Source organism: Streptomyces sp. NPDC021225 (assembly GCF_044332865.1).
In the GTDB taxonomy this organism is placed as follows: Bacteria; Actinomycetota; Actinomycetes; order Streptomycetales; family Streptomycetaceae; genus Streptomyces.
This window is the reverse complement of record NZ_JBIRPV010000010.1, coordinates 130,555-141,947: the sequence shown is the minus strand read 5'-3', so window position 1 is coordinate 141,947 and position 11,393 is coordinate 130,555. Positions and strand designations below refer to the sequence as shown.

Genomic DNA, 11,393 nt, shown 5'->3' with positions numbered 1-11,393 from the left:
CCCCGGCCGCCGGCTCACCCGTCGCCTGGTCCACCTCTACGCCGGACTCGTGCTGTACGGCGTGAGCATGGCGCTCCAGCTGCGCGCCGCGCTGGGACTCGACCCCTGGGACGTGTTCCACCAGGGCATCACCGAGCGCACCCCGCTGTCCTTCGGCACGGTGACCATCGTGGTCGGCGCCGCCGTGCTGCTGCTGTGGATTCCGCTGCGGCAGCGCCCCGGCCTTGGCACGGTGTCCAATGTGGTGGTGATCGGCCTGGTGGTGGATCTCACACTGTGGCTGATTCCGGAGCTTCACGCCCTGGCGCTGAGGATCCCCCTGCTGGTGTTCTCCGTGGTGCTCAACGGCGTCGCGACCGGCCTCTACATCTCGGCGCGCTTCGGGCCCGGCCCGCGGGACGGACTGATGACCGGGCTGCACCGGCGCACCGGCCGCTCGGTGCGGCTGGTGCGGACCGCGATCGAGGTGACGGTGCTGGCGGTGGGGTTCGCGCTGGGCGGATCCGTGGGGGTCGGCACCGTGGTGTACGCGCTGTCCATAGGGCCGCTCGCGCAGTATTTCCTGCGGTTCTTCGCGCTTCCCTCGCCCGAAGGCGAGCAGTCACCGGTCGTCGCGCAGGGCGAAACAGGAACAACGCAGACAACACCGACAACACAGAATCCGATTCATGACCGGATTTAGCCCTCGCGGGTGCGGAGGGGTAGTGTACGCCCTCGGCCCACAAGGCGGACCGTTACTGCGCGCTAAAGCACTAGAAACGCTGGGTGACATCTGCTGCCAGATGTGACAAACCGGGCGCCTGTGGGTAGAACAACGGGGCGGCACGACGGGCGACGCATGTCCCAGCACGGGAATCTTCACCGCCGACCGGACGTTGACCGGATGACGACGACAGCGACACCTGTCCTGTGGGCGACAAGCCCGGGAGGCACGATTCATGAGTGAGCGAGCTCTTCGCGGCACGCGACTCGTGGTGACCAGCTACGAGACCGACCGCGGCATCGATCTGGCCCCGCGCCAGGCGGTGGAGTACGCATGCCAGAACGGACATCGATTCGAGATGCCGTTCTCGGTGGAGGCGGAGATCCCGCCGGAGTGGGAGTGCAAGGCCTGTGGCGCCGTGGCACTCCTGGTGGATGGCGACGGTCCTGAGGAGAAGAAGGGCAAGCCCGCGCGCACACACTGGGACATGCTCATGGAGCGGCGCACACGCGAGGAGCTCGAGGAGGTGCTGGCCGAGCGGCTGGCCGTGCTGCGATCGGGCGCCATGAACATCGCCGTGCATCCGCGCGACACCCGTAAGTCTGCTTGATCACAAGGCAGTACCGACAAACAACAGCAGCGACAACATCAAGGGCCGGGGCCACTGCCGAGCAGTGGCCCCGGCCCTTGTCGACCCCTCAGGGGCCCGGTGGGCCCTGCGCGGCCGACCGGGACCGGCCGGCCGGTCAGTCCCTGCTCGCCGAGTGCGGGTCCTCGTCGTCCCGTATGACCTCGCCCTGGATGACCTTGCCCTCGGGGCGGCGCATCCGGTCCTGCCCGAAGCCGCCGCCCATCGGCCCCGGGACATAACCGACCCGGCGGCTGAGCATCGCCTCCGCGCGCTTGCGCAGCAGCGCGCGCGTGGGCGGGAACAGACACACCAGCGCGGCCACGTCCGAGATCAGGCCCGGCATCATCAGCAGCAGCCCGCCGAGCATCGTGAAGCTGCTGCCCCCCGAACCCGCCGCCGGATCCTGCGGCGCGGCGCCCGGCTGCATGGACCGCGAGAGGTTCTGCCAGGCCCGGCGGCCGGCGCGCTTGATCACGGCCGCCCCGACCACCACACCGGCGAGCAACAGCAGAAACACCGTGAACCCGCCGGCGGCCTCCGCCACCACGGTCAGCAGCCAGATCTCGAGCACCAGCCAGGCCGCGATCCCCAGCGGCAGGAAGGTGCGGGTGCGCGAACGCTTGGGGCGGGTCGGGTCGGTCTGTGGCGACGGGCCGGTCATCATGCTCCCAGTGTGCCCGGCCCGGCCGCGAAGCCGGGCCCCGGGGCCGAAGATCTCTGCGGAATCCGTCGCGGACCGCCCGGCTACGAGGGGTCGCGCCCCAGCAGCTTGTTCGCCCGCGAGCTCACGCCCCAGGTGGCGACCCGCCAGAACGCCTCGGTGACGATGTCACGGCTCATCTTGCTGTCGCCCCGCTCCCGTTCGACGAACGTCACCGGGACCTCGATGACATGGAAGCCCGCCTTGACCGCGCGCCAGGCCATGTCGATCTGGAAGCAGTAGCCCTGGGAGGCGACGGCGTCCATGCCGAGGCCCTCCAGGGTCTCCTTGCGGAAGGCGCGGAAGCCCGCCGTCACATCGCGGATCGGCACATCCAGCAGGATCCGGGAGTAGGTGCTGGCGCCGCGCGAGAGGTACTCCCGCCGCTTGGGCCAGTTGACGATGCGGCCTCCCGGCACCCAGCGCGAACCGATCACCAGGTCGGCGCCCTTGAGCGCGGTCAGCAGCCGAGGCAGCTCCTCCGGCTGGTGCGAGCCGTCGGCGTCCATCTCGACCAGCACGCCGTAGTCGTGCTCGATGCCCCAGCGGAACCCGGCCAGATAGGCGGCGCCCAGGCCCTCCTTGCCCTGGCGGTGCAGCACATGGACGTGCTCGTCCTCGACCGCGATCTCGTCCGCGACCTTGCCGGTGCCGTCCGGGCTGTTGTCGTCGGCGACGAGCACATGCGCCTCGGGCACGGATTCCCGTACACGGGCGACGATCGGCCTGATGTTCTCCGCCTCGTTATAGGTCGGAATGATCACCAGAACCTTGCCGAGCGGACCGTACTTCCGCCGCCCGCCGCCGTCGGTCACGGCGTCGTCCTTCTGACCGCTCCGCCCGCGAGGCGAATCCGCGGCGTCCGAGGTCTGGCGCGGCTCGTCGGCCTCGCGTGCGTCGCTCACGGCACCGTCTTGTTCGCTTCTCCGCCCGCGAGGCGAATCTGCGGCGTCCGAGGTCTGGCGCGGCTCGTCGGCCTCGCGTGCGTCGCTCACGGCGCCATCTTGTTCGCTTCTCCGCCCGCGAGGCGAATCTGCGGCGTCCGAGGTCTGGCGCGGCTCGTCGGCCTCGCGTGCGTCGCTCACGGTTCTACTGCCCTTTCTCGTCCGTACGTCCCCGACGGCCGATCATGATCGCAGCCGCGCAGGAGAGAACGCCCACCATAGCGAGCACCCACTCGGGGGTCGCACCGACGCGGTCGGCGACAGTGGTGCCATCGCGCAGCGGGATGCGCGCGGTGAGCACGTCTTGTGTGAATTCTTTCGTCCGCTGCTCGATCGTGCCATCGGGGGCGACGACCGCGCTGATGCCGCTGGTGGCCGCGGTGACCACCGCGCGGCCGTGCTCGATGGCCCGCAGCCGGGACATGGCCAGCTGCTGTTCGGGCTGGCCGGTCCGGCCGTACGTGGCGTTGTTGGTCTGCACGACGATCATGCGGGCGCCCGCGTTGACCGTGTCACGGACGATCCCGTCGTACGCGACCTCGAAGCAGATCACATCGCCCAGCCGGGCCGGGCCGACCTTCAGCACCCCGGTGTGGTCACCGGGGTAGAAGTCGCGCGGGACCCGCTTGAAGCGGGTGATGACCTTGGACAGCTGCTCGCGGAACGGGACGTACTCGCCGAAGGGCACCGGGTGCTGCTTGGTGTACGAGGCGCCGGGGCCGCTCCTGGGGTCCCAGACGATGCCCTGGTTCAGCACATACCCCGGCTTGGTGGGGTGGTCGACCAGGGCGCCGACGAGGACGGGCACATTGATGGCCTTCACCGCCTCGTCGATCCGGGCGTACGCCTCCCGATACTCGAAGGGGTCGAGATCGGAGGCGTTTTCCGGCCAGATCACCAGGTCCGGCTTTTTGATCCGGCCCGCCTTGACGTCCTTGGCCAGATCGAGAGTGGCGTCGACATGGTTGTTGAGGATCTTCATGGGGCGGCCCAGGAAGTCCATGCCGGGCTGCTGCACATTGCCCTGGACAATCGCGATGTCCACGGAGTCGTCGGCGGCGGTGGGGATCGGCACCGCGAACCCGGCCACCGTCACGGCCGCGGCCACCGCGACCGACCCGCCGGCCACCAGCGCGGCGCGCGGCCGCGGGGCGCCGCCGCGCAGGGCGTACAGGGCCAGGGCCGCGGCGGCCAGCAGCGTGCCCGTCAGGGCCACGGCAAAGCTGACCAGCGGCGCCCCGCCGAGCGCGGCGAGCGGGGTGTAGGGCGACCCGGTGTTGGCGAAGGCCAGCCGGCCCCAGGTGAAGCCGCCGAAGGGCACCCGTCCGCGGGCCCACTCCTCGGCGATCCACAGACAGGCCGCCCACAGGGGCCGCAGCCAGGGCAGCGGGAGCCGGGAGATCAGGGCGAGCCCCGCGCCCAGCGGGAGGAAGTAGAGCGCCTGAAGGACCGAGAGGCCGACCGTGGCGTCCCAGCCGACCACGTGCAGCCACTTGAGCAGGAGCACGAAGAACGGCAGCGCCATGGCGAAGCCCGTCCAGGCGCCCTGGCGGGCCGTACGGCCGTGGGTGAGCAGGCTCAGGGCGGCCACGGAGACCACGGACAGCGGCCACAGCCCGTACGGCGGGAAGGCGAGGCCGAGGGCGAGCCCGCACACGGCCGCGACGGCGCTGCGGGGCGCCTCGCGGCGGGCGAGCCGGGCCAGCCGACGCACCCGGCCGGGGCGGCCCTCTTCAGGACCGCTCGCTTCAGGACGGCTCGCTTCAGGACGGCCGCGCTCGGGGCGTGCCGTGGCCCGGGCCTCGGCATCGCGCGCCGGGACCCCGGAGGTGCCCGCGGGAGCCGCGGCGGCGGTCTCCGGCTGCTCCCCCGGTCGGTCCTCGGCCGCGCCCCCGGGGCCGGCCTCGGCGTTGGTTTCGGTACCCGAATGCACGTGCTGCCTTCCTGCAAATCGTGCTGTGGTGAGGTGACCGTATAACGCGGGGCTCGAAGATGTGTCCTGAGGTCCGGAACGCTCAGGCGGGCAGCGCGGTTCCCGCGGGCGTCATGAACGCGCCACCCGGGCGCAAGGAAGACGCCAGGAGGCTGTAAGGGGTGCGGATTCGGGGCCCGGCGCCCTTCGGGCCGGCCTGGGACCCGCTGGCTGCGAGTCGACCGAGAGCCGTTGTCTACTGAGCGTCCGGGCCCCTCCCGGGTCGCACCTGCCGACCCGGTGGTCCCTCCCTCGCCCCCGTGCGCTGGACCTGGCTCCCAGCGGCGGCGCCCGGTCCGGCGCGCCACCCCATGGCCCAGCGGCGTTCGACGACTGCGTGGAGATTCCCCGGTCGGACGTCCTGTGGTGGACTCGGCCGAACCTACCGGCCGCCGACCACACCCTGTCAACACCGGCACGACCTGCGTTGTTTCCTCAAATGAGCAGGTCAGTACGGACGGTGTTCAACCCCCGCGACAAGCCGCGGGGGCATCGTTCGGCGGTACGGCGCGGCCGTCCGTCACTCGTCCGGGCGGAGGTACACGGTGCGCCCGGCGACCACCGTACGCACGCAGACGGGGAGTTGGCCGCCGGGTGTGAGGTCGGGCAGCCCGGGGGTCCCGGAGCGCGGGTCGGTCGACCAGTCGGCGACCCGCGTGTCGGGCACCTGTACGACAAGCTCACCGGTGCGCCAGACCGCGTAGTCGGCGGGCGCGCCGGGCACCAGGACGCCCGCGTCGTCCCGCCCGAGCGCCCGCCAGCCGCCGCGCGTGTGCGCGGTGAACGCGGCACGGGCGGAGACCCGGTGCTCGGGGGTGCGGTGGAAGGCGGCGGCGCGGACGGTGCCCCAGGGGTCGAGCGGGGTGACCGGGCTGTCGGAGCCGAGCGCCAGGGGCACGCCGGCGCGCAGCAGCGCGGCGAAGGGGTTGAGGGTGCGGGCCCGCTCGGCGCCGAGCCGCTGCGCGTACATGCCCGCCTCGCCGCCCCAGACGGCGTCGAAGGCGGGCTGGACGGACGCGGTGAGGCCGAGCTCGGCGAAGGCGGCGATGGTGGCGGGGGTGAGCATCTCGGCGTGCTCGACGCGGTGCCGGGCGGCGCGTACGCGGGCGAGGCCGACCTTGTCGGCGGCCGCCCGTACCCCCTCCACGACGGTGGTCACGGCGGCGTCGCCGATGGCGTGGAAGCCGGCCTGGAGCCCGGCCTCGGTGCAGGCGACGACATGGGCGGCGACGGCGGCCGCGTCCAGGTGGGCGGTGCCGGTGTGTGCCGCGTCGGCGTACGGCTCGTGCAGATGCGCGGTGTGCGAGCCGAGCGAGCCGTCGACGAAGAGGTCGCCCGCCGCGCCGAGGGCGCCGAGGTCGCGCACCTTGTCCAGGTCGGCGGCGCTCGCGGCGGCCTCGGCCCAGTAGCCGAAGACGCGCGGGCCAGGCTCCTCGGCGGCCAGCCGCACCAGCCCGGCCAGGTCGTCCTCGCCGGAGATGTCGGGGCCCGCGCACTCGTGCACCGAGCCGATGCCGAGGGAGGCGGCGCGGGCCAGGGCGGCGCGCTGGGCGTCGGCGCGCTGCCGGGCGGTCACCCCGGCGCGGGAGGCGGCGCGCACGGCGTGGTGGGCGGCGCCGGTCAGCGGGGCGGCAGCGTCGTCGACGGCGTGGTAGCCGGCCAGCCCGGAGACGCCGGGGACCAGGTCGAGCAGGGCGGTGGTGACGACGGCGGAGTGCACGTCGATACGGGTGAGGTAGAGCGGCCGGCCGCCGGCGGCCTCGTCGAGCTCGGCGCGCGTCGGGGGCCGCCCCTCGGGCCAGCCGCTGGCGTCCCAGCCGTGGCCGAGGAGGATCCGGTCGTCGGGGTGGGCCCGGGCGTGGGCGCGGACGCGGTCGAGCGCGTCCGCGAGCGTGCGGGCGCCCGCGAGGTCGAGGCCGGTGAGGGCCAGGCCGGTGGCGGTGGTGTGCACATGCGCGTCGGTGAACGCCGGGGTGACCAGCGCCCCCTCGAGGTGGATCACCTCGTCGACGCCGTCGGCGAAGCCGTCCGCCGCGCCCTCCGAGCCGACCCAGGCCACGGTCCCCCGCTCGACCACCATGGCGGTGGCGAACGGGTCGGCGGGGCTGTGGACGTCGCCGCCGCGCAGCAGCACGGTGCGGCCTTCGGCCTGGGCGGGGGTGGGGTCGTTCACGGCGGGCTGCCTCGCGGGGTCGGTTCGGTCGGTCGTGCGGTACGCCCCTCAAGTCTCGCCCTTCGCAGGGGCCGCCCCGCACCAGGGTCGGTCTTCGCGCCACGGGTTCGCGCGCGGTTCAGCGGTTCAGCGGTTCACCGGTTCAGCGGTTCACACGCGGGGCGGGCGCGCCTCGTAGGGCGTGGACAGCACGACGGTGGTCCGGGTGGAGACCCCGGACAGCGAGCGGATCCGGCTGAGCAGGTTCTCCAGCTCCAGGGGTGTGGCGACGCGCACCTTGAGGATGTAGTTCTCGTCGCCCGCCACGCTGTGGCACGCCTCGATCTCGGGCACGTCGGCGAGCCGTTCGGCGATGTCGTCGGGCGCGCTGGGGTCGAAGGGTTTGACGGAGATGAACGCGGTGATCGGCAGACCGACGGCCTCGGGGTCCACCACGGCCGCGTAGCCGCGGATCACCCCCCGCTGTTCGAGCCGCCGGACGCGCTGATGCACCGCGGATGTCGACAGGCCGGTGGCCTTGCCCAAGTCGGTGTAGCTCATCCGCCCGTCCTTGACGAGCAGTTCCACGATCTGTCTGTCCAGCTCCTCCACAGCCGATCACCTTAGCCCCTCCGGCAGGAGCGCCCGCGGCGTCGCGGACCGATCGCTCTCTCCCCCGGCTACCGCCGGGAGGTGCCCCCTACTGCCGGAGGGTCTTATGTGGTCGCGGGCGGTGCGGCCCGGTCGGCATATTCAGCGGACATAAGCCCATGTTCGCAGCATCTGCACCGGGCATGTGACGAACACCACATACATTCGCCGGGGTCCCAGGGAGTGCCGCGATTACCCGCGTAGTGCGGCGGGAAATGCTTGCTGTGGTCGAGGCCGACGCGCCCGACCAGGCCGAGGCCGACGTGCCCGGCCAGCCCACCCGAGGGGGAAACTCATGCCCTATTTGGAGCGCCTCGAAGAAGGCGACATCGATATGGACGAGACCTACGAGATCTTCCGGGTTATTTGCCCGGACTGCGCTCGCCCGATCGCCCTGTTGGCGGACGAGGACGTGCTCCCGGAGCACGCGCTGTGCCCGTCCCCGTGGAACCCGTTCGGACTCACCGTGTGCCCCGGCACGGGGCGGGGGGTGGCTGACGCCTCCGCCGCCGACGCTTCGCTGGACGCGTCGGAGCAGGACGCGGCGCTGCTGCTGACACTCCCGGAGACCCTGGACTGGCGGATGCAGCCGTTCTCGCACATCGGCGGCCCCGGGTCGCAGCCGATCCGGATGCCGGGCCTGCGCCGCCGCCGGCCGTCGTCCCGGGTCTGAGGCCCGCGGTTCACCCCTGAGCCGTGTCCGCGAAGTCCCGCCGCTCGCTCTGAGGGGGCCCGGCACGCCGCGCCCCCCACTGACAAGAGCATTCGCCATGGGCTCGGGATCGATCACCTCACCGCGCCGTCACCGGCGCCGCTTCAGCGACCCTCGGGACCCGCGAGATGGCGGGCGACGACCACGCGCTGGATCTGGTTGGTGCCCTCCACGATCTGGAGCACTTTGGCCTCCCGCATGTAGCGCTCGACCGGGAAGTCCGCGGTGTAGCCGTAGCCGCCCAGCAGTTGGACGGCGTCCGTGGTGACCTTCATGGCGGTGTCGGTGCAGAACAGCTTGGCCATCGCCGCCTGCTTGGAGAAGGGCCTGCCCGCGTCGCGCAGCCGCGCGGCCGCGAGGTAGAGGGCGCGCCCGGCCTCGATCTGGGTGGCCATGTCGGCGAGCATGAAACGCAGCCCCTGGAAGTCGGCCACGGGCCGGCCGAACTGCTGCCGCTGCGTGGCGTAGGCGAGCGCCTCGTCCAGCGCCGCCTGGGCGACGCCGGTCGCGCACGCCGCGATGCCGAGGCGGCCCGCGTCGAGGGCGGAGAGGGCGATGGCGAAGCCCTGGCCCTCGTCGCCGACGCGGCGGGCGTCGGGCACCTGGACGCCTTCGAGGTGGATCTGGGCGGTGGGCGAGCCCTTCATACCCATCTTGCGCTCGGGCGCGGCGGCGGAGAGCCCGGGGGCGTCGCCGGGGACGAGAAACGCGGTGATGCCGCGGGTGCGGTCGGAACCGGTGCGGGCCATGACGGTGTAGAAGTCGGCGATGCCGCCATGGGTGATCCAGGCCTTGGTGCCGGTCAGGGTCCAGGTGTCGCCCTCGCGCACGGCGCGGGTGGTGAGCGCGGCCGCGTCGGAGCCGGAGGAGGGCTCGGACAGGCAGTACGCGCCCAGCAGGCCGCCGCCCAGCATCGCGGGCAGATGCTCGGCGATCTGCTCCTTGGCGCCGTAGTGGGCGAGCGCGTGGCAGGCGAGGGTGTGCACGCTGACGCCGAGGCCGACGGTGAGCCGGGCCGCGGCCAGCTCCTCCAGGACCTGGAGATAGACCTCGTACGGCTGCTCGCCGCCGCCGAACTCCTCGGGGTACACCAGCCCCAGCAGCCCGGACCGCGACAACAGGGTGAACAGCTCGCGCGGGAAGCGCCCGGCGGCCTCCTCTTCGGCGGCCTGCGGCCTGATCTCCCGCTCGATCACCTCGCGAACCAGCGCGATCAGGTCGCGGGCTTCGTCGGTGGGCAGCTCACGCTCCACCGGCTGCGGTCCGTGGTCGGTCATGGCGGCGCTCTCCTCTCCCTCTTCCGTCCCCTGTCGGGGGCTGCTGCGGCGGCGGGGCGCCGGGGGTGAGGGCGGCGCCGCCGGGGGTGCTGCCGGGCGGTCAGGGCCGCTCCCGTCGGGTCTCGAACGGGGCGTGACCTGCGCCGTGGCGGTTGGAGTATGCCCGATCGAGGGCCCCGCGTCACCGATGGATGGATCTTCAACGAAGTTCCTCGGGCGGCGAGCGTATTGGTCCAAACCATTGACCGCACTGGTCTAGTCCTTCTACGGTGTGCCCACCGTGCCCTACGCGTTCATGTCAAGTCATGGGCAGGTCGTCCGGACAGCACCTTTTCCCCTCACCCCCACGGAGGAGAATCCATGCGCAGACCTCGCGGACTTCGCGGACTGCTCGCCGCCCTCGCGGCACTGTGTACGGCGGTACTGACCGCCACGATGCTCGCCGGCCCGGCCGCCGCCGGCGAGCCCCTCACGAAGGCCGGGACGAAGGCCGCGAAGGCCGACGCGAAGGTCGCTGCGGGCAACAAGGTGATCGGCTACTTCACCGAATGGGGCATCTACCAGCGCAACTACCACGTCAAGAACATCGAGACCTCCGGCTCCGCCGCCAAGCTCACCCACATCAACTACGCCTTCGGCAATGTCACCGGCGGCAAGTGCGCCATCGGCGACGCGTATGCCGACTACGACAAGGCGTACGACGCGGGGAGCAGCGTCGACGGCGTCGCCGACACCTGGGACGCGGGCGCGCTGCGCGGCAACTTCAACCAGCTGCGCAAGCTCAAGAAGCTGCACCCGAACCTGAAGGTGCTCTGGTCCTTCGGCGGCTGGACCTGGTCGTCCGGGTTCGCCGAGGCCGCCAGGAACCCCGCCGCCTTCGCCCAGTCCTGCTACGACCTGGTCGAGGACCCGCGCTGGGCCGATGTCTTCGACGGGATCGACATCGACTGGGAGTACCCCAACGCGTGCGGCAACACCTGTGACACCAGCGGCAAGGACGCCTTCAAGAACCTGATGGCCGCGCTGCGCGCCAAGTTCGGCGGCAACAACCTGGTGACGGCCGCCATCACCGCGGACGCCTCCTCCGGCGGCAAGATAGAGGCCGCCGACTACGCCGGCGCCGCGCAGTACGTCGACTGGTACAACCCGATGACCTACGACTTCTTCGGCGCGTGGGCGGCCCAGGGCCCGACCGCCCCGCACTCGCCCCTCACCTCCTACAGCGGCATCCCGCAGCAGGGCTTCAACAGCGACGCCGCGATCACCAAGCTCAAGGGCCTCGGCATCCCGGCCTCGAAGCTGCTGCTCGGCATCGGCTTCTACGGACGCGGCTGGACCGGCGTCTCCCAGTCCGCCCCGGGCGGGACGGCCACGGGCGCGGCACCCGGCACCTACGAGGCGGGCATCGAGGACTACAAGGTGCTCAAGAACTCGTGCCCGGCCACCGGCACGGTCGGCGGGACCGCGTACGCGCACTGCGGCAGCCAGTGGTGGAGCTATGACACCCCCGCCACCATCGCCGGGAAGATGTCCTACAAGAACCAGCAGGGCCTGGGCGGCACCTTCTTCTGGGAGCTCAGCGGCGACACGTCGAACGGTGAGCTGATCAAGGCCATCAGCTGACCTTCACCGCCCGACCCACCGGCCGACA

The 11,393-nt window shown here is 72.0% G+C and carries 10 protein-coding genes; 4 read left to right on the top strand and 6 right to left on the bottom strand.

Annotated features, from left to right (window positions below; genetic code table 11):
* Nucleotides 1-67 precede the first annotated feature (67 nt).
* Nucleotides 68-682, top strand: a complete 615-nt coding sequence (locus tag ACH4S9_RS34620) for a YitT family protein (RefSeq protein WP_385346424.1) — start codon at nt 68-70, stop codon at nt 680-682.
* A 256-nt stretch (nt 683-938) separates the two neighbouring features.
* Nucleotides 939-1,313, top strand: a complete 375-nt coding sequence (locus ACH4S9_RS34615; RefSeq protein WP_065966324.1) for an RNA polymerase-binding protein RbpA — start codon at nt 939-941, stop codon at nt 1,311-1,313.
* 136 nt (nt 1,314-1,449) lie between these two features.
* On the opposite strand, the gene fxsA is transcribed toward ACH4S9_RS34615, so the two are convergent.
* From fxsA to ACH4S9_RS34590, 5 genes are all read right to left on the bottom strand, one after another.
* Complete coding sequence (gene fxsA / locus ACH4S9_RS34610) at nt 1,450-1,998, bottom strand: FxsA family membrane protein (RefSeq protein WP_358847482.1); 549 nt, start codon at nt 1,996-1,998, stop codon at nt 1,450-1,452.
* 80 nt (nt 1,999-2,078) lie between these two features.
* Nucleotides 2,079-2,849, bottom strand: coding sequence for a polyprenol monophosphomannose synthase (locus tag ACH4S9_RS34605; RefSeq protein ID WP_352134926.1), 771 nt, complete (start codon nt 2,847-2,849; stop codon nt 2,079-2,081).
* Nucleotides 2,850-3,123: 274 nt separating this feature from the next.
* A complete protein-coding gene (gene lnt, locus ACH4S9_RS34600; RefSeq protein ID WP_398375509.1) occupies nt 3,124-4,911 on the bottom strand; it encodes an apolipoprotein N-acyltransferase in 1,788 nt (595 codons plus the stop codon).
* Between the two features lie 559 nt (nt 4,912-5,470).
* Nucleotides 5,471-7,123, bottom strand: a complete 1,653-nt coding sequence (locus ACH4S9_RS34595; protein ID WP_311725884.1) for an amidohydrolase — start codon at nt 7,121-7,123, stop codon at nt 5,471-5,473.
* A gap of 150 nt (nt 7,124-7,273) precedes the next feature.
* Nucleotides 7,274-7,714 (bottom strand): Lrp/AsnC family transcriptional regulator, encoded by a 441-nt coding sequence (locus ACH4S9_RS34590; protein ID WP_311725883.1) that lies wholly within the window; start codon nt 7,712-7,714, stop codon nt 7,274-7,276.
* A gap of 334 nt (nt 7,715-8,048) precedes the next feature.
* Between ACH4S9_RS34590 and ACH4S9_RS34585 the strand changes: the two genes are divergently transcribed.
* Nucleotides 8,049-8,426, top strand: coding sequence for a hypothetical protein (locus ACH4S9_RS34585; RefSeq protein WP_311725882.1), 378 nt, complete (start codon nt 8,049-8,051; stop codon nt 8,424-8,426).
* 143 nt (nt 8,427-8,569) lie between these two features.
* Here ACH4S9_RS34585 and ACH4S9_RS34580 read toward each other — a convergent pair whose 3' ends face one another.
* Entirely contained in the window at nt 8,570-9,742 is a 1,173-nt protein-coding gene (locus tag ACH4S9_RS34580) for an acyl-CoA dehydrogenase family protein (RefSeq protein ID WP_311725880.1), read from the bottom strand.
* Nucleotides 9,743-10,102: 360 nt separating this feature from the next.
* Here ACH4S9_RS34580 and ACH4S9_RS34575 point away from each other — a divergent pair, with 360 nt between their 5' ends.
* On the top strand, nt 10,103-11,365 hold the full coding sequence (locus ACH4S9_RS34575) for a glycoside hydrolase family 18 protein (protein ID WP_358847479.1): 1,263 nt from the start codon (nt 10,103-10,105) through the stop codon (nt 11,363-11,365).
* Nucleotides 11,366-11,393: the final 28 nt, after the last annotated feature.

Bases quoted from the DNA above. Each gene is read 5' to 3' on its own strand.
- ACH4S9_RS34620 (WP_385346424.1), top strand. From the start codon at position 68: ATGGCGCTCCAGCTGCGCGCCGCGCTGGGACTCGACCCCTGGGACGTG.
- ACH4S9_RS34615 (WP_065966324.1), top strand. From the start codon at position 939: ATGAGTGAGCGAGCTCTTCGCGGCACGCGACTCGTGGTGACCAGCTAC.
- fxsA (WP_358847482.1), bottom strand. From the start codon at position 1,998: ATGATGACCGGCCCGTCGCCACAGACCGACCCGACCCGCCCCAAGCGT.
- ACH4S9_RS34585 (WP_311725882.1), top strand. From the start codon at position 8,049: ATGCCCTATTTGGAGCGCCTCGAAGAAGGCGACATCGATATGGACGAG.
- ACH4S9_RS34580 (WP_311725880.1), bottom strand. From the start codon at position 9,742: ATGACCGACCACGGACCGCAGCCGGTGGAGCGTGAGCTGCCCACCGAC.
- ACH4S9_RS34575 (WP_358847479.1), top strand. From the start codon at position 10,103: ATGCGCAGACCTCGCGGACTTCGCGGACTGCTCGCCGCCCTCGCGGCA.